Source organism: Corallococcus sp. EGB, assembly GCF_019968905.1.
GTDB lineage: Bacteria > Myxococcota > Myxococcia > Myxococcales > Myxococcaceae > Corallococcus.
Genome location: NZ_CP079946.1, coordinates 2,195,930 through 2,215,217, shown reverse-complemented (window position 1 = coordinate 2,215,217; position 19,288 = coordinate 2,195,930). Strand labels below are relative to the sequence as shown.

Sequence of the window (19,288 nt, the reverse complement as noted above, 5' to 3'; positions counted from 1 at the left end):
GGGAGGTGAGGCGGCCCCACCCCTCCCGCCCCTGCCAGGTCGACCTGCCACAGCCCGGGCGATGGGCAGGGGGTCGCCATGCCTGCCGAACTCCCTCAGGCGATGCGCCGATGCCCCCCACTGACCAGGCATCACCAGCCGGCCCCTATCCGTGCCGCTCCTCGCTGGGCATGGGGCGGGCGGAACCCCGACCTTCGAGTCTTGCCGCTGTGCATGGAGGGAGGGATGCCCCAGCTTTGAATCACGGCAGGTGGAGCATGACAGAGAAGACCGGCATCAGCGGTGGAGGGTTCCTCGAAGGAATCACCACCCTCGTCACGAAACTGGCGGAGCTCGCGGAGAAGGGCGAACAGCTCCAACGCTCCGGAGAGTTCGGAGCCTCCGACAAGGGGCTCAGGGGCGTCTATGGCTTCAACGTGCGGATCGGAGGAGGCGCACCCGGTCAACCGAGCGACATTCCGCGCGTGGAGCCCTTCGGGAACATCCGCCAGGATCGCCAGACCGGCAAGGCGGTCGTCCACCCCATCCGCGAGCCCCTGGTGGATGTCTTCGAGGAGGGGCCGGGCGTGCTGGTGGTGGCGGAGCTGCCAGGTGTCGACCGCAAGGACATCACGCTGGAGCTCCGCGAAGACATCCTGACCCTGCATGCCGAGCACGGGTCGCTCAAGTACCACAAGGAGGTCCTGCTCCCCAGGCGCTTCACCCGCCGGCAGATGCACACCAGCTGCCGCAACGGCGTCCTCGAGATCCGCCTCACAGCCCGGGAGGCGAGCCGCTCATGACCGTCGCGACACGGGAACGGACACAGACGCTGCGTGCCGCCGAGGCCCTCGGCAAGGACCTGGGCCGTGGCCTCGCCCGCCTGGACCCCGCCGACATGCAGCGGCTGGGGGCGCAGATCGGCGACATCGTCACGCTGTCCGGCAAGCGCCGCAGCGCGGCCAGGGTGATGCCCTCCTACCCGGACGCCCGGGGGCGCGGAATCCTCCAGATTGACGGTGTGACCCGGGCCAACACCGGTGTGCAGTTGGACGAGCCGGTGAAGCTGACCCTGGCCCCTGCCCGACACGCCGAGAAGGTCGTGCTGGCGCCCCTGGAGTTCACCCCCGCGCAGCGTGACCTGGCCTACATCGGCTCGCTGCTGGACGGACTGCCGGTGGTGAAGGGAGACCGGGTCCGGGCGCTGCTGTTCGGCAGCCGCACGGCCGACTTCCGCGTCGTCAAGACCGCTCCTGTGGGGGCGGTGTTGATTCACCCCAACACCATGCTGGAGGTCGCCGAGGCGCCGGAGAAGGAGAAGGAGAAGGTGACGCACGAGCGGGCGCGCGCCGTCAGCTACGAGGACGTGGGTGGGCTGAAGCGGGAGCTGGGCCGCATCCGCGAGATCGTGGAGCTGCCGCTACGGTATCCGGAGGTGTTCGAGCGGCTCGGGATCGACGCCCCCAGGGGGGTCCTGCTGTATGGCCCGCCGGGCTGCGGCAAGACGCTGATCGCCCGGGCGGTGGCCAACGAGACGGCGGCCGCATTCTTCACCATCACCGGCCCGGAGATCATTCACAAGTTCTACGGAGAGAGTGAGGCCCACCTCCGGCAAATCTTCGACGAGGCCCAGCGCAGGGCCCCGGCCATCATCTTCGTGGACGAGATAGACGCCATCGCTCCCCGGCGCGAGAACGTGCAGGGCGAGGTGGAGAAGCGCGTGGTGGCGCAGCTGCTGTCGCTGATGGACGGCCTGGCCCAACGCCGGCACGTCATCGTGCTGGCTGCCACCAACATCCCCAACGTACTGGACCCGGCGCTGCGTCGCCCGGGGCGGTTCGACCGCGAGATCGCCATCTCCATCCCTGACCGCACGGCGCGCAAGGAGATCCTCGCCATCCACAGCCGGGGCATGCCGCTGGCAGAGGACGTGGACCTGGACCATCTGGCGGCCGTGACTCATGGCTTCGTAGGCGCAGACCTCCAGGCCCTGTGCCGCGAGGCGGCGATGATCTGCCTGCGCCGGCTGATTCCCCACATCGACTTCGCTTCGGCCGAGATTCCCTACGACAAGCTGATGCAGGTCCAGGTGACGATGGCCGACTTCCAGGCGGCGCTGCACGAGGTGGGGCCATCGGCGATCCGCGAGGTGTTCGTGGAGACCCCGGACGTGGGCTGGAAGGACGTGGGCGGACTGGGGCAGCTCAAGCAGCGGCTCATCGAGGCGGTGGAGTGGCCGCTCCGGTACGCCGAGGAGTTCGCGCGGGCCAAGGTCCGCCCCCCCAAGGGCGTGCTGCTGAGCGGCCCTCCCGGCTGCGGCAAGACGCTGATGGCCAAGGCCGCCGCCCACGAGAGCCAGGTCAACTTCATCTCGGTCAAGGGCCCGGCGCTGCTCAGCAAGTTCGTGGGGGAGTCCGAGAGGGGGGTGCGCGAGACCTTCCAGAAGGCCCGTCAGGCGGCCCCCTGCATCGTCTTCTTCGACGAGATCGACTCGCTCGTGCCGACGCGCTCCGCCGGGGGGATGGACGAGCGCGTCACAGAGAGGGTCGTCAGCCAGTTCCTGTCCGAGATGGATGGCATCGAGGAGCTTACCGGCGTGCTGGTGCTCGCGGCCACCAACCGTGCGGACCTGCTCGACCCTGCGCTGCTGCGCCCGGGACGCTTCGACCTGCTCGTCGACGTGCCGCTGCCGGACCGCGAGGCGCGGCGCGAAATCTTCCAGGTCCACCTGCGCGACAAGCCGGTGGAGAAGGACCTCGACCTGGACGTGCTCGCTGCACGCAGCGAGTCCTTCTCCGGCGCCGACATCCAGGCCGTGTGCAACCAGGCCGCATGGGATGCCGTGCGTCACGTCATCAGCGGCAAGGGAAAGCGCCTTGTCATCACATCCGAGAGCCTGCTCAAGGCAATCCGTGGGCACAAGGAGGCACGCCGGTCATGAGAGCTCACGGCCATCCCGATGTGCGGAGGCGCCGCAAGGGCCAGCAGGCCCTGTACGTCTATGGATTCACGCGGGCAGGGGCGGTGGAGCGCTTCTCCGTTCCCGGTGTCAGCGGCGCCGCCGACGTGCGGACGCTGAAGCTGGGGAACCTTGCCGCCATCTACAGTCCTCTCTCGATGGAGGAGTTCCTGGGGCCGGAGGGCGCGGACCACACCCAGGACCTGGAGTGGGTGGCCCCCCGGGCGGTCAGGCACGAGCGCGTGCTCGATGAGGTGATGCAATCCTCGCCGGTGCTTCCGGTGAGCTTCGGGGCGATCTTCTCCTCACCGCGAGCGCTGTCCAAGGTGGTCGATACCCATCGGCAGCAGATCTCCAGATTCCTCGACGACATCGCCGACAAGGAGGAATGGGCAGTCAAGGTTTACGCCAACGCCCAGCGCCTGCGCGCGCATCTGGAGCGAGCGCCCGAGTTCCGCCAGCGCCTGCAGCACCTCCCCGAGACTCCCGGCGCGCGCTACTTCCACGAGAAGAAGCTGCAGCGCGAGCTCGACGAGCGCAGCCGCAACGAGGGACAGAGCCTGGCGGCCCACATCCGCGAGGAGCTCGCCCCGGGGGCGATCTCGTTGAAACCCCTGCGCCTGGCAGATCGCGGGATCTCGGGCCGGCAGGACGACATGGTGCTGAACTCCGCGTTCCTGGTGCGCTCCGGGCAGGTGCAGCGGTTCACCCAGCGCGTGCAGAAGCTCGCGGCCCGGTACCAGCCGCAGGGATTGACGGTGGAGGCGACCGGCCCCTGGCCTCCGTACAGCTTCTGCCCCAGCCTGGAGGAGCGGCCGTGAAGTCCATCGTGTACGGCATCCTGGACGCACGGCAGGCAGCAAAGGAGGCGCTGCCGCCGGGGCTGAACCAGGCGCCGCTGATGGCGGTGAAGCACGGCAACCTGGCAGCGGCCATCTCGCCGGTGTCGGAGGAGCTGGCCTCCTCGGCCGGCATCGAGCAGGCGCTGGAGTACGCCCGGGTGGTCGAGCAGCTGCACCGCCGACTGGCGGTGTTGCCCATGCGCTACGGCTGCTTCGTCCATCGCCCCGAACAGGTGGTGGAGTTCCTGCAGCGCTACGAGCGGCAGTTCTCGGACGCGCTGGCCCAGGTGAAGGGCTGTGACGAGATGGGTCTGCGCATCCTGTTCCAGGAGTCGGACGTGGCCGACCCCCCGGAGCAGACAGGGGCGCCCACCGAGGCGGACGCCCAGCCCCGCGGACGGGCGTACCTGGACAACCGGCGTCGCTTCTACGCGCAGCAGACACGTGTGGACCGCGCTGCCCGGCGCATGGCGGAGCGGGCGCAGGCGGCCTTCTCCGGGCTGTTCGTCCGCTGCACCTGGGACCATGCCGCTCGCCCAGACGGGCAGCTGCTCTCCTTGGCCTTCCTGGTGGAGCGCCCCAAGCTCGCCGAGTTCCGGAGGGCCTTCCTTCGCTTCCAGAAAGACTGCCCCGGCAAGGTGATTTGCAGCGGCCCGTGGCCCCCCTACGGCTTCGTGGGAGACCTGGCCAAGCCTGCCGTCGCAGCCCTCGCCGATCTGGAGCACTTCCAAGAGAAAGGATGAATACGTTATGGCAAACGTCTCAACTTCTACCGGGACGTCCACACTGGGCGACGTCATCGACCGGATCCTGGACAAGGGAATCGTGGTCGATGCCTGGGTGAAGGTCTCGCTGGTCGGCATCGAGGTGCTCTCTATCGAGGCACGCGTCGTGATCGCTTCGGTCGAGACCTACCTCAAGTATGCCGACGCCATTGGCCTCACCTCCGCAGCGGCTGCGCCTGCCGCGGTCTGAATCTCCACCTGAGCGGGAAAGGACAACGTCATGCCACGCGCCAAGACTCGACACGAGAAGTCCACCCCAGAGGGACGCTACCTGTACGCGGTGGTTCCGATAGAGGTGGTCGACTCGCTGAACCTCGACACTCCCGGCATCCAGGGTGCAGACGTGCACCCGGTGACATCCGGAGAGCTGGCGGCCATCGTCAGCGATATCGAGCAGCAGACGCTTCGGCCGGAGCGCAAACACCTTAGCACCCACAGCGCAGTGCTGGGCCACGTGATGGACCAGGCGCCGATGCTGCCGGTCGCGTTCGGCATCATTGCCGGCAGCGAGCGGGAGGTCCGGAATCTGCTGGCCGAGCACGCGAACGACTTCCTCACGCAGCTCCGTGCGGTGAGAGGGAATGTGGAGCTGGGCCTTCGGATCCGGCTGAGCGACCCCAATGCGTTCGAGTACTACGTCAACGCCTTCCCCGAGCTCAAGGCGATGCGGGACGACCTCTACCGCGAGAGGGAACCGTCGCGCGAAGAGAAGATCGAGCTGGGGAGGCACTTCGTCGACCAGCTCAACGGCTTCCGTGAGGCGACCGCCGACAAGGTGCTCGATGGAATCAAGTCCGTGGCCAGGCAGACCGTGGTCAACGAGCCGCGCAATGAGTCGGAGGTGGTGAACCTGGCCGCGCTGGTGCCCCAAAAGAAGGTCAACGCCTTCAACGCGACCGTGGAGAAACTGGGCGCGACGCTGCCCGAGAACTTCCAGGTGGACGTGACCGGCCCCTGGCCGCCGTACAACTTCACCCATCTGCGAATCCACTTCGAGCAGGTGGAGGAGCCAGCGCAGGGGGCGCCATGATCATCCTGGACGACATCCTGATGGCCCCTGTCCGGAGCATCGCGTGGATCTTCCGCTCGGTGCACAAGGCCGTGCAGGACGAACAGGCCAAGGAGCAGACCGACCTCCGCACCCGCCTGAGCGACCTGTACCAGGAGCTCGAGCGCGGCGAGATCACGGAGGAGCAGTTCAACGAGCAGGAGTCGCAGCTGCTCGACCGCCTGGACGCGGTGAAGGGAGCGCAGGAGGGGGCAGGGCCTGCGACTCCTGAAACAGGCCCTGGAGGTGAGAACAGATGAACGGGCCGGCGAATACACCCGAGGCACAGCAGGAGCGCGCCTCGGTGTTGGAGTTGCTGGACCGGGTGCTCAACAAGGGCGTGGTCATCAGCGGTGACCTGGTGATTTCGGTGGCCGACGTGGACCTCATCTACCTGGGCCTGCGGCTGCTGTTGACCTCGGTGGAGACGGCGCTGGAGGTAGGCACCCTTCCCGAACATCCGCAGCGCTTGCAGTGAGGCAGGTGGAGGACCCGCCCACGCGCGGGATGGGAGACGAGGTGAACGATGGCGGTCGAGGGCACACCACAGGCGGTGGAGGAGTTCTCTCGGGCGTTGGAGTCGACGAAGCCGCCCAAGCTGGAGCTGGACGAGGAGAACGTCCAGGCCGGGCTGGTGCGGCTGGTGCTCGCTGTCGTCGAGCTCATCCGCCAACTGCTGGAGAGGCAGGCGCTGCGCCGGATCGACGCCGGCACACTGAGTGAAGAGCAGATTGAAAGGCTGGGCGTCACCTTCCTGCGCCTGCAGGAGCAGATGGATGCCTTGAAGAATCAATTCCACCTGACGGACGAGGACCTGAATCTGGACCTCGGGCCGCTGGGCACGACGCTGTGAGACTGGCCAAGCAGCGGACAGAGAGCGAGGAGCCATGGCCCAAACCGACGATCACGTGACGACGCCCCCACAGCGCAACTACCCGCCCGCTTCGACCCGCAGCAGCTCCGTGGCCGACATCCTCGAGCGGGTGCTGGACAAGGGCATCGTCATCACCGGGGACATCAAGATAAATCTGACGAACGTCGAGCTGCTGACCATCCAGATTCGACTGGTCATCTCCTCGGTGGAGCGGGCGCAGGAGATGGGCCTGGACTGGTGGACGACCAACCCCAACTTCAGCTCCCGTGCGCGACAGCAGCTCCCGGAGGCCCAGGCGCCCGCGGCGGTTCCGGTCCCACGTGCTACACCCAAGCCCTCCACCGCGACCAGGCGCGCGCCCAAGGCCAGGAAGGTGTAGGGAGGGGCCGCATGCGCAGGACTTGCGAACGCTCACGGACAGGCGACCGGGCGGCGCTGAAGGCCATCGTCTTCGTGCTCAAGAGCGGAGCCCTTGGGGGATGCTCCCGCGCAATGCGCCGCGGGGCTCCTTCCTCTCCCGTGGGCCTCAACGCAGCCAGTTGCGCGGCCGCTGCGTCTGCCGCCACCTCTCGTAGCGTCGACAGGGCTTCCTCAAGGTGCCCAGGAGCATCCAGGCCGTCGGACAAGCCCCGCGCTTTTCCCGCGGCATGCTTGTCAGCGCCGCGCTCCAGCTCCGAGGCTGGCAAGAGCAAGGCCGATAGGAAGCCCAGGGCCAGGGCGCCAAGTCCAGTCCTCACGGGATGCTGACGCATCACCAAATCCCAACAGCACTCCAAACGTCGCAGTCGGAATGACAAAGAAGTCCATCTTCTCACGAAAGACTGCGAGTCGCTGACGAAGAGCCAGGTTCTCCAGCACCCGATCCTTCACGACGAATCGTGAATCCCGCACGGCCCTGTACGCAGCGAGTGCCGCAGCACACGCCTTTTGATCTAGGACGGGCGGGCCCTCGCGAGCAGGGTCGCCAGACGCCCCAACCGCGTCAGCCCCTGCTCCAGTTTCGTGGACCAGACGTTGCCGCAGTTGAGCCGGATGTAGTGGCGGTAGAGGTCCCGCGTGGAGAACAGCGTCCCCGGAGAGAGGGAGATGCCCTCCGCGAGTGCCCGGCGGTACAGCTCCACCGAGTCCACCCGCTTCGGCAGCTCCACCCAGAGCACGAACCCGCCCTTCGGCTGCGATGTCCGCGTGCCCTCGGGGAAGTGGGCCAGGAGGTGCCGGGAGAAGCGCTCCACCTGCACCGAGCAGTGCAGCCGCAGCTCCCGCAGGTTCCGCTCGTACTCCTTCGAGGCCAGGTAGGTCGCCATCACCCGCTGCGACACGGGGCTGCCTCCCATGGAGGAGGCGAGCTGGAGCGCCTGCACCGCCTCCAGATGTCGCCCTGGCGCGAGCCACCCCACCTTGAGCCCCGGGGAGACCGTCTTGGAGAACGACGCGCAGGTCAGCACGCCGCCCCGGGTGTCGAAGGCCTTCAGCGCCCTGGGGCGCAGTTGCTGGAACGACAGCTCCGCGTAGATGTCGTCCTCGATGAGCGGCACGTCGTGTCGCGCGAAGAGCGCGACGAGCGCGGCCTTCTTCTCGTCGCTCATCAACGTCCCCATGGGGTTGCTGAAGTTGGGCGTGAAGAGCCCCGCGGCGATGCCCCGGCGCGCGAGGACCTCCTCGACCTGCTCCAGCCGGATGCCCTCGACCGGGTGCGAGGGGAGCTCCACCACCTTCAGCCGCAGGTGCTGGAGCGCCTGGAGGATGCCGAAGTACTGCGGTGACTCGATGAGCACCGTGTCGCCCGGCGCACACGTCGCGCGCAACGCCAACCCGAGCGACTCCATGGCGCCATTCGTGGCGACGATTTCGGCGGGCGCCACGAAGGTGCCGAACCGCTCCAGTCGACGGGAGACCTGCCGGCGGAACTCGAAGTCCCCTGGCGGCAGTGAATAGCCGCCCACGAGTCGGGGCTGCTCGCGGACCACCCGGCGCGTCATCCGGTTGATGGCCTCGTTGGGGTACAGCTCGGAGGAGAGGCAGGCGGCCCCCAGCGGGAGGATGTCCCGGTCCTTCGCCGACTCGAAGAGGGTGGAGACCAACTCCGGCACCTGCACTGCCTGCGGGACGCTCGGACGCATGGGGGGGGCGGTGACGACGTCCGGGGCCGAACGAGGCCCCAGCACGTAGAAGCCGGACTGGGGCTTGGACACGATGAGCCCCCGGTCCTCCAGGAGCGCGAGCGCGCGGACCGCCGTGTTCAGCCCCACCCCCTTCACGCGGCTGAGTTCGCGAACGGAGCTCAGTCGCTCGCCGGGCTTCACCAGGTTGCTGGAGATCTGCCGCTCGAGCTCGGCGGCCAGTCGCTCGTACTTCGTCCGGGCCATGGGCATCCCCAACTGTATCCCATGGGATTCCGTTTTCTGCATCTGTATCCATCTGGCGGACAGCTCTACCTTGCGGCCATGACACTCGACCTCGACCTCTTCCGCTTCCGCCAGTTGCTGGAGCGCTCCTGTGAGCAGGTGCTCTCGCTCTATGCCGGCCTGGAACAGAAGCGGGTCACCCACTCCAGCTCGCCCCGACTCGTCGCGGACCAGTTCTCTGGGCCCTTGCCCACGGAAGGCCGCGCCCCCGAGGAGGTGCTGGCCCGGGACATCCCTTTCATCTTCGAGCACTCCACCCTGAACATCAGCCCGCGCTTCTTCGCCTACGTGATGTCCGGTGGGAGTCAGGTGGGCATCCTGGCGGAGCTGCTCTGCGCCGCGCTGAACGTGAACCACGCGAAGTGGCACCTCGCCTCCGCGGCGGCCGAAATCGAGCGCACCACCCTGCGCTGGCTGTCGGAGTTCATCGGCTACCGGGAGGACGCGGGGGGCGCCCTGGTGAGCGGCGGCAGCGAGGCGAACCTGTACTGCCTGCGTGTCGCCCGGGACGCCCAGGCCCCCGAGACTCGCGAGGAGGGCTGCCAGCAGGCCGGACGTCCGCTGACCCTCTATGCCTCCGCGGAGACCCACTCGTGCGTCATGAAGTCCGTGCAGATGCTCGGCCTCGGGAGCCGCTCTCTGCGGAAGATTCCGGTCGACGCCCACTATCGTGTCGACGTGGCGGCGCTGGAGGCACTCATCCTCCAGGACCAGCGCGAGGGTCTGCGCCCCTTCTGCGTGGTGGGCAACGCCGGCACCGTCAACACCGGGAGCGTGGACGACCTCGACGCGCTCGCGGACGTGGCCTCGCGCCATGGCCTCTGGTTCCACGTCGACGGAGCCTACGGCGCGGCGGCGGCGTCAGTGGACCTCACACGGGAACTGTTCCGAGGCATGCGGCGCGCGGACTCCATCGCGCTCGACCCACATAAGTGGCTCCAGGTCCCTTTCGAAGCAGGCTGTGCCCTCGTCCGGGACTGGACGAGCCTGCGGAACACGTTCGGCTACGCCGCGCCCTACCTGCGCGCGAAGAGCGACAGCGAGGAGCGCTGGGATTGGATGGGCCACACGTTCCAACTGTCGCGCAGCTTCCGAGCCCTCAAGGTCTGGATGCAGTTCCAGGTCTACGGCAGCCACAAGCTGGCGGCGGTCATCGAGGACAACGTGCGGCTCATGCGCCAACTCGCGGCGGACATCGAACAGTCCCCGGACTTCGAGCTGATGGCTCCCGCCCCACTCTCCATCGTGTGCTTCCGCTACGCCCCGGAGAAGCTGCGCGCCCTGGGCGAGGACGCGGTGGACGGGCTGAACGACCGGCTCCTGGAGGAATGCGAGCGACGAGGGACGTACTTCCTGACCGGGACGAAGCTGAAGGGACACACCGCGCTCAGGGCCTGCCTCGTCAACCACCGAGCCACGGCCTCGGAGACACAGGGGTTGCTCGCCCACCTGCGCGCGCTGGGAGAGGAGCTCTCCGGCTGAGGGCCCGCCCGGCCCAGGGCGTGTCCGCGATATAGGTTGAGGGCGCCCGGCGTTCATGAGGCTGGGAGAACTGACCGACGCGCAATGGGAAAGACTGGCCGGCCTGCTGCCACTACAGCGGCCGGCCGTAACCGTCCGGCCAATGACGTGCGGTGAGGGATTGCCGGGGTAGCGGCGCGCGTCGGACGCTTCGGGGCATGGCGAAGCAGGTGGAGAAGCCGGCGTGGGCGCGCGTCGCTGAAGCGTTCGAGGCGAGTGGGCAGACGCAGCGGGAGTTCGCGTTGGCGAATGGCGTGCGGCTGAGCACGTTGCAGTCGTGGGTACACCGGCATCGGCGGAGCGCGGCGTCGCGAGCGGAAGCCGTGAGACTCTTGCCGGTGCAAGTGGCGAGGAGTCCCGCGGCGACGGAAATGGTGCTGGAGGTGGTGGCCGCGAGCGGAGCGCGGGTGCGATTCGCGGTAGGCACCGACGTCGGTTACGTGGCCCATCTCGTCGCGGCGCTGGGACGGTAAGCCGTGTTCGCCCTGCTTGCCTCGGTGCGCGTGGTGCTGGCAGTGGAGCCGGTGGACATGCGCAAGTCGATTGACGGCCTCATGACTCTGGTGCGCACGGCGTGGGGCGAGGACGTCTACTCGGGCCACCTCTTCGCCTTCGTCTCGCGAAAGGGCGACAGAGTGAAGGTGCTGACGTGGAGCCGGGGCAGCTTCGTGCTTCTCTACAAGCGGCTGGAGACGGGCCGCTTCCGGCTGCCGCGGGTGGACGCGGACACGAAAGCGGTGCAGTTGGAGGCTACCCAGTTGGCGATGCTGCTGGACGGCCTCGACGTGGCGGACGTGCGACGCCCGCCGGCCTGGACTCCGCCCGGGCGCGCGGCCTCCTGAAGGCCCGGCGGGGGCGCGAAGGCTGACAGCGCGGAATGGGCACCCGGTGCCCCGCGAGCTTCCCCAGGACCATTTCTGCCCGTGGCGGGAGGAAGCCGAGGAGCTGCGCGAGCGGATGACGTCGCTGGAGTCGAAGATGGCCGCGCTGGAGCGGCGCGTCTTCGGCCGCAAGGCGGAGAAGCTGCCCCTGTCGCCGAGGAGCTCAGAGGCGAGTCACCCAGCCCCGAGGCCGAAGCGTCACGGACGCAGGCGGCCCTCGCGAAGCGTCGCGAGCGGGCCGCGCTCAAGGCCCAGCAGGCGCCCACGCGCGAGGTACGGCACCTGGTGTCACCTGAAGCGCGCCACTGCCCCGCGTGTGGGAGTGAGGATTTGAAGGCGCCCGCGCCCGCCAGGGTGGTGGACCGGGGCGAGTACGGCCCAGGTTTCCTCGCGCACGTGGTGACGTCCAAGTGCGCGGATGCCATGCCCTTGCACCGGCTGGCGCGAGCGCGTGGAGCGAGGCGGCGTGCCCATGATTCGCAGCACGCTGACGGACCTCTTCCACAAGGCCGCCTCGGTGTTGCTGCCTCTTTCGCAGCACCTCTTGCAATGCATTGCGTCCGCGGACGTGGTGTGGGCCGACGAGACGCCGCTGCGCATGCTGGACGTGAAGAAGACGAAGCGGGGCTACCTCTGGACTTTCCTCACCCAGAATGAGGCGGGGCAGTGGCTCATATCGGTGAACTGCTACCCCACGAGTGGATGCGGCGACGCACCGCCGACCCGCCCGCTTCGCCCCTCCAGCCCAGTCCCTGAACAGCTCGCTCCTCGCGGCGCCCGCCGTGCACGGTCGTGGTCCGTCTTCAATCCTTCCGGCACGTCACTGGCCGGACGGCTACGTCCTGCTCGAAGTCCGTCCAGTCCAGCGCGATGACGGCCTCGGTCCGCTCCGACAGTACGAAGGACACCCAGGCCGCGAAGAGCCTCCACACGTCGAAGCCCCCATTGGACAACAGCCGGTCGACCTGCTTCACCGCGTGCTTGGACGTGACGTCCTCTCCACGCGCCCACGCCATGGCCTTGCCGATGGCCGCTACCGACAGGCTCGTCGCCTGCACCGCCCCCAGCGGCGCGTGCGACAGGGACAGGATTCGTTTGACGTGCAGGTCCTCCTCGAACACTTCCGTCAGGAACGCCCGCACCTGCACTTCGTCAATGGCCACCTTGCGCGTCAGGGTGACCGCCTCTTTGCGCTGACACCAGCGCCTTCGCACACAGCCGCCGACCAAGCGTGTGCTGATCAACTCGCTAGACGAGGGGATTCTTCAGGTGCACATCACATATCAATGAATTCAGCCATTCAAGATGCGGTTGCCCTGGGCGCCACCCCACCCTCATCCCCCTGGCCTTCGGGCTTGTCTTTTTCAAACCTATCCATGCGAGAGGTGTTTCCAAACACCCAATCATTGCGACCCACTTCACCTTCAGGAGTTCTAACAAACGCCTCAACTCGAATTGCATCAGGGCGATTCGTCGACGCAGAAATGAACTGTGGCAAGATCCTCACCCGAATCGAATCCCCCCCGCCGAGACGCTTGGCCGAGTCCATCTCAAGCTCATGCCAGTTGAGAATGTAATCACGATCCTTGGGCGGAATCACGTCTCCATTCGCGTCCTTGCGAAGGCGGGGGTCCCACGGCAGTTTGGTCACCGAGCCATTCTGATACCGGGTCTGCGGAACGTAAGTGATGAATTCCGCCGGCCCTCCAAATTGCGCGCCGATGAGATGCCCACCCTCATCGTGTGGGTACTTCGATGGCTGCCCCCCCGCGCCACCATCCATGAGCGGAACCCGCGTCCCGGACTCAGTGTAGAAATACAGCTTGTTCGCTTTACTCTGGTCGCGGCTCCGGACCTGTTTTTCCACGAGGTAGAGGTCGCCTTCCACGGAGGCAACTCGTCCCCTGCTGTCCGTCACGTAAAGGTACCTTCCATCCACCCAGTACGCGGTATTGGGCTCAGGGGAACGCAGATTGTCATTGGGCTTGCCCGTGGTGACTTTGCTCGCCTCGATCCTCAAGGCTCCCGGCTGAATGTGAGGCGGAATCGCCCTGGCAACCCAGGGAGGTACTCCCTCCGGCAGGCTGCCTATTCTCTCGCGATTCACAACAAACTCGCCCATCCCACCAGAATCTATCACACGCAGTGTTTCACCATCCCAGTGCGCTCCCGGACCGGGGGCCGGAGGCATCCCCGCCACATGGACCTTCACATCTTTCGGCTTGATGAGGGGAGGGAGGACTTCGGACACCCAGGCATCAACGCCCCGAGGCAGCCGCTCATCCGGATCAACCACGGGCGCAACTTCGTCCTCTCGTGCCACATAGCCCCTCCCCTCCACCAGGGAGTCCACTTGCGCCGCATGCGTCCGAAATTGGCTCTCCACGCTGGAGATCTGGCGCTCCAGCTCTGCCCGCTGTGCGGCCGTGGCCGTCGTCAGCATGTTCGTCGCCCCCTTGATGCTCTGCTCGAGCTGCGCCCGCATGGCCTCCAGGTCCTTGAGGATGCTGGAGAGCTTCTTGACCTCCAACCGTGACTCGAAGCCCTGGCTCCCATAACCCGGCATCCCCGTGATGGCCTGCTTCACCTTATCGATGAGCTGGCGCACCTTCCCCATCGCCCCCTCATAGCGTTGGAGGATGCGCGCCGTCTCCAGGTGCGCCTGGATGTCCTCACGCGTCGCGCCCGGACCCGCCTCGATTCGGACCTTCCCATCGTCATAGCGCACTCGCGTGGTGCGGCCCGGGAGCTGGGGATTGCGCACCACCGGCACGGGCGGGCGCCCCGTGTTGTCGGTCGCCCGCTCCGGCGTCGCCGGCCGCGCCTCCGTCGTGGCGGGCCGCTCAGCGCGAGGCTGCTGCGACCCCGGCGCGAGGATGAGCTGCCCCGTCGCGGGATTCACCCGGTACGCGTTCGGAGGCAGCCGGTTCGCTGGCGGGCGCGCGACCTGCTCCGGAGTCGGAGCGTTCGCCATCGTCCCCGGCTGCTGTCCCTTGCCAGTCGTCGCGTTGCCCCCGGGCTTCGAGGACGCGTCCGTCCCTCCCGCGCTCCCCGAGGGCTTGCTCCCCCCAGTGGGCGAGTTCCCATCGCTCCCCTTGGAGCCACTGCTCCCCGACGTCCCACCGCCGCCGCGATTCTTCTTCGTCTTGCCTCCACCCTCGCCGTCGCCCCCCGCGCTGACCTTGGGCCCCGCCTCTCCACCGCTGCCCTCGGCCGTCATGTCGCGGTGCCGGGCGTTGATTTCGAAGTCCACCACGCCGAGCTTCGCGCCCACGCCCACCTCACGGTCCTTGTACGAACCGGAGGTGGTCTTTGACTCGTATTGCACCCCGTCGAAGGCCGTCTCGAAATCACCGGCCATCATCTTCTTCGCGACCCCCTTCAGCTCCTCACCGCTCAGCCCGCTGAGCTCGGCCGTGAAGAACTGGCCCTCCTTCCCCGCGTCCACCGAGCCCTCGATGGAGATGGTCGTCTCCGCTGAATCCACCAGGGCCGCCGACACCGGGTTGTGGATGAACGACATCACGTCCGTGGCGTCCACCTTGCTCGCGTCGAGCGGAATCCGGGTCTCCAGGCTCACCGTCCCCGAGACTTCACCGCCGAGCTCGACGCCCACCTTGCCCTTGAAGCCTGCCGCGAGGATCGCCGCGCCGGAGCCCTCGACCTCCACCGTGCTCACCAGGTGCGTCGGCTTGCCCTTCTCGAACTCCACCCGGTAGCTCTGCGTCGCGCCAATGCTCGCGGACAGGTCCGCGTTGAACGGCCCCACCTTGCCTTCGAGCCCCGCCTCCGCCTCGACGCCCAGGCTCACCTCCATCGCGGTCAGGTGGTCGAGCATGAACTTCTGGTCCTTGCCCCCCGAGGCAATCGCCGCCGGCCCCTTGCCCAGGATGATCGCCGCCCTCGCCGCTTCCTCCGGCGTATCGAAGGTCATCTCCATACGGCCACCACCCGACACGGACGCAGACCCCACCACGCCCACGCCCACGTCGCCCGTCACCTCGGCGGACAGCTGGTACTTGCCATCCGAGGTCATCTCGACCTCGATCTCGCCCCCGATGCCCCCTTTGAGGCCGACCTTCGCGTCGAGGTTGCCGCTCAACGTCAGCGCATCGCCGGGGCTGTTGAGCTGCTTGATTTCATCCGCCAGCCGGTCCTCGACCGGCCCGGTCATCTGGTCGATGGCCGCATCCACCGGCTTGAGCAGCTCCTCCTTCGCGAAGCTCAGCGCGTCCCGGGCGAGGTCCCCCGCCGCGTTCGCCAGGTCCTTCAGCCCGTCAACGGCCCAGTCCTTGATGTCCTGGAGCAAGGGAAGCTGGCGCTCCTTGTCGAGCTTCTTCGGCTCCTTGCCCTGCACCGGCTTGCCATTGCCATCCACCTCGAAGCTGACGTGGTCGTACTTCCAGCGGTTCTTGCCGGCCTCCTGGAGGCTCTTCACCTCCAACGGCTCGTGCTTCAGCTGGACCTGACCATTCGCATCCACCGTGCCCGACGCCTGCGACACCGTCTGTGTGCGGCTCGCATGGCCCTTCTCGAACGTGGACCCATCCGGGTCATACGACGTGGCCGTGGTGCGACTGCTCATGTGGCCCGGCGTCCCAGACGACACCGCGGGCAGCGAGTCGGTGGAGGTCGCGTCCTTGGGGCCGCGCGTCACCTCCTGCTGGCGGCGCACCACCTGCACGCCATTGCCGTTGGCATCCTTGGGAGCGGGCTTGAGCTCCACCGAGTCCGTCTTCTGCGTGGACACGGCGGGTTCGCCCTTGGCGTTGTAGCGCGTCTCCTCCGTCAGCGTCAGGCTGGACTCGCCCGGCTTCAGGGACGTGGCGGGGTTGTTCGCCTTGTGGTGGTCCGCGCCCTTGGAGGCATCCCCCAGGGCCTTCCCCTGCGAGGCCTCGAAGTCGTTGACTGCGCCCGCGTTGTAGCCTTGCGTGCGCACCTCGGTCGTCTTCGTCTGCTTCGTCGGCAGGCCCCGCGCGTCGAACTGCGTCTCCGTCTTCACCGTCGTCGGGCCCTGGGGCGTGCCTGGCTTCTGGGCGAGCGCCGCCGGAGGCCTCTCCATCCGCATCTCCTCCGTGCGCGACTGCGGCACCGGAGGCGACCGGCTGGCGTCGTAGGTGGTGGTGGCGGACGTGGTGGTGGCGCCCGTCTCCGGGTGCTGCTCGGTGGACGTCTTCCGCGACTGGAGGCTCGTGGCGTGGCCCCGCGCGTCGGACGACTTCGTCCAGGTCGAGTCCACCGTGCCACCGGACTTCGTCTTCCCCTGCGACGTCACCGTGGAGGTGTAGCTGCCGTCTGGCTTCACCGTGACTGTATTTCCGTTCTTCGCGTCGGACAGCACCGTGTCGCCCGTGGTGGCGTCCTTCTTCACCTGGTACTTCGCGCCGCTGGACGGGTCCGTGTACGTCTGTCCATCCGCGAGCTTGAGCGCGGCCTCGATGTCCTTCGGGTCCACCGCGTCGAGCGCCGCCGGAAGCTTCTCACCGTCCACGGGCTGCGAGGTGGCGACCGGCTGGGTCGACGGCGGTGCGACGGTGCCGAGCAGCTTCTCCAGCTCCCCTCGGCGACTGGTGCCCTCGAAGGCGGAGACCAGCTCGTTCTTCTTCGGCTTGACGCTGTCGAGGTCCTTCTGCGTGAAGGGCGGCGTCTTCTTCTCCTGGGTGGCGGCCATGTTCGCCTTGCCCATGGCCTCCTCGGCCTTCTTCGCCGCCAGGGCCACCTTCTCCTCGGCGGCCTGGAGCCCCTTCTCCGCGTTGGCCAGCTTGTCCTTCGCCTGGGTGTTGGCGGCCACTGCGGCATCCGCAGCGGCCTTCGTCCGCTTCGCACCCTCGGGTGTCTGTCCTTGCGCCGCCGCGGCCCTCTGCGCATCCGCGGCGGCCTTCTGCGCGGCGGCCTGTTGCTGGCGCGCGGCCGCCACTCCCTTCTGCGCCGCCTCAAGCGCCTTGCGCGCGGCCTCCGCCGCCTTCCGCGCGGCTTCCGCAGCGAGGCGCGCGGCCTCAGCGGCCTGACGCACGGCTTCGGCTCGACGCGCGGCTTCGCCCGGATGGATTCCAGAAATGCCTACCCCACCGCCTGTGGGTGAAAGCCCCATTGAACATCCCCTTTTTGGAAGCGAATTCTCATGGATTATCGGAAGGGGGATCGAATCAGTCCCGGCCATTTCCTCCTGAACTCCAACTACTTTCCGCGTGATGCCTATCTGACCATGCCCACCCAAGTCGGTGGCCGGGCAAGCAGGTGGAGGGACGACCAACCTCCCGAATTGATTGCAATCCCTCCCATGACATCGGCCCGGGTCGCAGTCCCGCCCACGGCAGAATTTAAAGAGGATTTGCAACGGGACGGCCTGACTGGAACCATTCCCGCGCATTGGACTCACGAGGCCGCCTCCCCCAAGTGTCGCCATCCTCACAAAGCAAGAAGCCGGTGACAGGGCCTGCGAGCGCGAAGTTAGACGTCAGGCGAAGGCGCATCGGATTCGGTGAGCGTCAAGGTAGTTGTCGCATGAGAGGGTTCAGCCGATGTGCTTCATCTCCTGCACTGCCGGGACGAGGTTCGGCGCGGGGCCGAGACGCACGGGGCCTGTTGGCGTCCAGTCGCGGGGGTCACGGCTCCAGCGCTCGGGGTGACGGCCCCGGGCACGCAGGGGCGGATTCAAGCGGTCGTCGCAACACTCGATGCCGAGGAGTTGCGATGGGTGCAAAGAATCGTCGACGCTCAGCCAGAGCTGGCCGCCCTCCTATGTCGTCGCCCGGTCGTCCCTCCGTGGGACGGCGTGAGCACCGGCAACGTTTCTGGGGGGCGATCGCCCAGGGGCTGTCGAGCGAAGATGCCGGCAGAGCGGCTGGCGTGTCGCCGGTGGTGGGATGCAGGTGGTTTCGCGAGGGTGGCGGAATGCCCTCCTGCAAGCTGGCCCCGTTGACGGGGCGGTACCTCTCGTTCGCCGAGCGAGAAGAAGTCGCGATTCTCCACGCCCAGCACCTCGGAGTTCGTGCGATTGCGCGTCGGCTTCGACGTTCTGCCTCGACCCTCTCGCGGGAGTTGCGCCGCAATGCCGCGACCCGTGGTGGGGGCTTGGAGTATCGAGCAACAACGGCCCAGTGGCATGCGGACCGACGCGCTCAGCGCCCGAAGGTCGCGAAGCTGGCCGCGAACAACGTGCTGCGGCGCTATGTGCAGGAGCGCCTGGCGGGGACGCTCACCACGGATGATGGGACAAGCGTGCCTGGCCCAGAAGTGCGTTGGAAGGGGCGCCGCCAGGGCCCTCGAAAAGACCGACGTTGGGCGACCTCCTGGAGTCCCGAGCAGATTGCCAACAGGCTTCAGGTGGACTTCCCAGCAGATGCCTCGATGAGGCTCTCCCACGAGGCCATCTTCTGTGACCCACGCAGTCCATGGCACCGGGGCACGAACGAGAACACCAATGGCCTGCTTCGCCAGTACGTTCCAAAAGGGACGGACCTCTCCCGGTACTCCCGTGAAGAGCTCGCCACCGTCCGAGGTGCTGAACACTCATCTCCGTTCACTTCAACCAAGAGGCGTTGCGACGACCGCTTGAATCCGCCGTCTTCACAAGACCGAGCCGGCAGGGCCGAACCGTCGCTGCGCCGCGTAGGTAGTGCCAGTCAGCACGAGCAGTACGCCAGCGGGCAGACTACTGACGATGGTGTCACGGGAGGCTACGTGAGAGATGATCGCACCGCTGAGATCGAAGAATAGGCCTGCAAACGCCCATTCCTTCAAGCGCGGCCAACGCGAGCCGAACACCAAGGTGACTGCGGCGAGCAGCTTCCAAACTCCAAGGATCGTGGCCAGGTAGCTGGGGTAGCCCAGACGCGCCAGGATCTGCATCACGTTGGGCTGGTGAGTGACGTTGAAGGTGCCGGACATCAGGAACATCGCCGCCAGCAAGCCGGTAGGTATCCAGTACAGGAGTTTCGTTCTCATGGCCCCTGCCTACGCCTTCGCGCCGACCTGAGACAACTATGCAAAAA

Annotated in this window: 18 protein-coding genes and 1 pseudogene; 15 read left to right on the top strand and 4 right to left on the bottom strand. The window is 67.2% G+C overall.

Translation table 11 applies throughout. The features are described 5' to 3' along the window. Window positions 1-257 precede the first annotated feature (257 nt). Genes hsp20 through KYK13_RS09245 form a run of 10 tightly spaced genes read left to right on the top strand, consistent with a single transcriptional unit; the run spans window position 258 to window position 6,866 of the window. The gene (gene hsp20, locus KYK13_RS09290) at window positions 258-782 is read left to right on the top strand and encodes an archaeal heat shock protein Hsp20 (RefSeq protein WP_223643718.1); all 525 of its coding nucleotides are present in this window, start codon (window positions 258-260) and stop codon (window positions 780-782) included. Then, window positions 779-2,920, top strand: coding sequence for a CDC48 family AAA ATPase (locus KYK13_RS09285; RefSeq protein ID WP_223643717.1), 2,142 nt, complete (start codon window positions 779-781; stop codon window positions 2,918-2,920). The genes hsp20 and KYK13_RS09285 overlap by 4 nt, the downstream gene beginning before the upstream one ends. Next, entirely contained in the window at window positions 2,917-3,759 is an 843-nt protein-coding gene (locus KYK13_RS09280) for a GvpL/GvpF family gas vesicle protein (RefSeq protein WP_223643716.1), read from the top strand. The genes KYK13_RS09285 and KYK13_RS09280 overlap by 4 nt, the downstream gene beginning before the upstream one ends. Further along, on the top strand, window positions 3,756-4,523 hold the full coding sequence (locus tag KYK13_RS09275) for a GvpL/GvpF family gas vesicle protein (protein ID WP_223643715.1): 768 nt from the start codon (window positions 3,756-3,758) through the stop codon (window positions 4,521-4,523). The genes KYK13_RS09280 and KYK13_RS09275 overlap by 4 nt, the downstream gene beginning before the upstream one ends. A gap of 7 nt (window positions 4,524-4,530) precedes the next feature. Next, the gene (gene gvpA / locus KYK13_RS09270; protein ID WP_223643714.1) at window positions 4,531-4,755 is read left to right on the top strand and encodes a gas vesicle structural protein GvpA; all 225 of its coding nucleotides are present in this window, start codon (window positions 4,531-4,533) and stop codon (window positions 4,753-4,755) included. Between the two features lie 30 nt (window positions 4,756-4,785). Next, on the top strand, window positions 4,786-5,595 hold the full coding sequence (locus tag KYK13_RS09265; protein WP_223643713.1) for a GvpL/GvpF family gas vesicle protein: 810 nt from the start codon (window positions 4,786-4,788) through the stop codon (window positions 5,593-5,595). Then, the gene (locus KYK13_RS09260; protein WP_223643712.1) at window positions 5,592-5,873 is read left to right on the top strand and encodes a gas vesicle protein GvpG; all 282 of its coding nucleotides are present in this window, start codon (window positions 5,592-5,594) and stop codon (window positions 5,871-5,873) included. Before KYK13_RS09265 ends, KYK13_RS09260 begins: the two co-directional genes overlap by 4 nt. Beyond that, window positions 5,870-6,091: a gas vesicle protein gene (locus KYK13_RS09255; protein ID WP_223643711.1), complete on the top strand. Its 222-nt coding sequence runs from the start codon at window positions 5,870-5,872 to the stop codon at window positions 6,089-6,091. Before KYK13_RS09260 ends, KYK13_RS09255 begins: the two co-directional genes overlap by 4 nt. 48 nt (window positions 6,092-6,139) lie before the next feature. Further along, window positions 6,140-6,466 carry a gas vesicle protein K gene (locus tag KYK13_RS09250; RefSeq protein ID WP_223643710.1) on the top strand — a complete coding sequence of 109 codons (327 nt, stop codon included), beginning with the start codon at window positions 6,140-6,142 and terminating at the stop codon, window positions 6,464-6,466. Window positions 6,467-6,500: 34 nt separating this feature from the next. Next, on the top strand, window positions 6,501-6,866 hold the full coding sequence (locus tag KYK13_RS09245) for a gas vesicle protein (RefSeq protein ID WP_223643709.1): 366 nt from the start codon (window positions 6,501-6,503) through the stop codon (window positions 6,864-6,866). A 553-nt stretch (window positions 6,867-7,419) separates the two neighbouring features. Here KYK13_RS09245 and KYK13_RS09240 read toward each other — a convergent pair. Next, window positions 7,420-8,853, bottom strand: coding sequence for a PLP-dependent aminotransferase family protein (locus KYK13_RS09240; RefSeq protein ID WP_223643708.1), 1,434 nt, complete (start codon window positions 8,851-8,853; stop codon window positions 7,420-7,422). Window positions 8,854-8,931: 78 nt separating this feature from the next. Between KYK13_RS09240 and KYK13_RS09235 the strand changes: the two genes are divergently transcribed. From KYK13_RS09235 to KYK13_RS39245, 4 genes are all read left to right on the top strand, one after another. After that, window positions 8,932-10,374, top strand: a complete 1,443-nt coding sequence (locus KYK13_RS09235) for a pyridoxal-dependent decarboxylase (RefSeq protein WP_223643707.1) — start codon at window positions 8,932-8,934, stop codon at window positions 10,372-10,374. 197 nt (window positions 10,375-10,571) lie between these two features. Next, a complete protein-coding gene (locus KYK13_RS09230; protein WP_223643706.1) occupies window positions 10,572-10,886 on the top strand; it encodes an IS66 family insertion sequence element accessory protein TnpB in 315 nt (104 codons plus the stop codon). Window positions 10,887-10,889: 3 nt separating this feature from the next. Next, on the top strand, window positions 10,890-11,255 hold the full coding sequence (gene tnpB, locus KYK13_RS09225) for an IS66 family insertion sequence element accessory protein TnpB (RefSeq protein ID WP_223643705.1): 366 nt from the start codon (window positions 10,890-10,892) through the stop codon (window positions 11,253-11,255). A 457-nt stretch (window positions 11,256-11,712) separates the two neighbouring features. Then, window positions 11,713-12,168: a transposase gene (locus KYK13_RS39245; RefSeq protein WP_223643704.1), complete on the top strand. Its 456-nt coding sequence runs from the start codon at window positions 11,713-11,715 to the stop codon at window positions 12,166-12,168. On the opposite strand, the gene KYK13_RS09215 is transcribed toward KYK13_RS39245, so the two are convergent. Further along, on the bottom strand, window positions 12,098-12,457 hold the full coding sequence (locus tag KYK13_RS09215; RefSeq protein WP_223643703.1) for a hypothetical protein: 360 nt from the start codon (window positions 12,455-12,457) through the stop codon (window positions 12,098-12,100). The two genes, KYK13_RS39245 and KYK13_RS09215, sit on opposite strands and share 71 nt — an antisense overlap. A 137-nt stretch (window positions 12,458-12,594) precedes the next feature. Further along, window positions 12,595-17,307, bottom strand: coding sequence for a DNA/RNA non-specific endonuclease (locus KYK13_RS09210; protein ID WP_223643702.1), 4,713 nt, complete (start codon window positions 17,305-17,307; stop codon window positions 12,595-12,597). Window positions 17,308-17,987: 680 nt separating this feature from the next. On the opposite strand from KYK13_RS09210, the pseudogene KYK13_RS09205 reads away from it, so the two are divergent. After that, window positions 17,988-18,815 (top strand): annotated as a pseudogene (locus KYK13_RS09205) (transposase); the annotation flags it as partial. Between the two features lie 48 nt (window positions 18,816-18,863). On the opposite strand, the gene KYK13_RS09200 reads toward KYK13_RS09205, so the two are convergent. Continuing rightward, entirely contained in the window at window positions 18,864-19,241 is a 378-nt protein-coding gene (locus KYK13_RS09200) for a DoxX family protein (RefSeq protein WP_223643701.1), read from the bottom strand. Window positions 19,242-19,288 lie beyond the last annotated feature (47 nt).

What these genes read in the sequence shown, in the direction of transcription:
- KYK13_RS09260 (WP_223643712.1), top strand. Translation starts at nt 5,592, where the DNA reads ATGATCATCCTGGACGACATCCTGATGGCCCCTGTCCGGAGCATCGCG.
- KYK13_RS39245 (WP_223643704.1), top strand. Translation starts at nt 11,713, where the DNA reads ATGCCATGCCCTTGCACCGGCTGGCGCGAGCGCGTGGAGCGAGGCGGC.
- KYK13_RS09200 (WP_223643701.1), bottom strand. Translation starts at nt 19,241, where the DNA reads ATGAGAACGAAACTCCTGTACTGGATACCTACCGGCTTGCTGGCGGCG.
- KYK13_RS09230 (WP_223643706.1), top strand. Translation starts at nt 10,572, where the DNA reads ATGGCGAAGCAGGTGGAGAAGCCGGCGTGGGCGCGCGTCGCTGAAGCG.
- KYK13_RS09235 (WP_223643707.1), top strand. Translation starts at nt 8,932, where the DNA reads ATGACACTCGACCTCGACCTCTTCCGCTTCCGCCAGTTGCTGGAGCGC.
- KYK13_RS09240 (WP_223643708.1), bottom strand. Translation starts at nt 8,853, where the DNA reads ATGGCCCGGACGAAGTACGAGCGACTGGCCGCCGAGCTCGAGCGGCAG.
- gvpA (WP_223643714.1), top strand. Translation starts at nt 4,531, where the DNA reads ATGGCAAACGTCTCAACTTCTACCGGGACGTCCACACTGGGCGACGTC.
- KYK13_RS09250 (WP_223643710.1), top strand. Translation starts at nt 6,140, where the DNA reads ATGGCGGTCGAGGGCACACCACAGGCGGTGGAGGAGTTCTCTCGGGCG.
- KYK13_RS09280 (WP_223643716.1), top strand. Translation starts at nt 2,917, where the DNA reads ATGAGAGCTCACGGCCATCCCGATGTGCGGAGGCGCCGCAAGGGCCAG.
- KYK13_RS09265 (WP_223643713.1), top strand. Translation starts at nt 4,786, where the DNA reads ATGCCACGCGCCAAGACTCGACACGAGAAGTCCACCCCAGAGGGACGC.
- KYK13_RS09285 (WP_223643717.1), top strand. Translation starts at nt 779, where the DNA reads ATGACCGTCGCGACACGGGAACGGACACAGACGCTGCGTGCCGCCGAG.
- KYK13_RS09255 (WP_223643711.1), top strand. Translation starts at nt 5,870, where the DNA reads ATGAACGGGCCGGCGAATACACCCGAGGCACAGCAGGAGCGCGCCTCG.
- KYK13_RS09245 (WP_223643709.1), top strand. Translation starts at nt 6,501, where the DNA reads ATGGCCCAAACCGACGATCACGTGACGACGCCCCCACAGCGCAACTAC.
- hsp20 (WP_223643718.1), top strand. Translation starts at nt 258, where the DNA reads ATGACAGAGAAGACCGGCATCAGCGGTGGAGGGTTCCTCGAAGGAATC.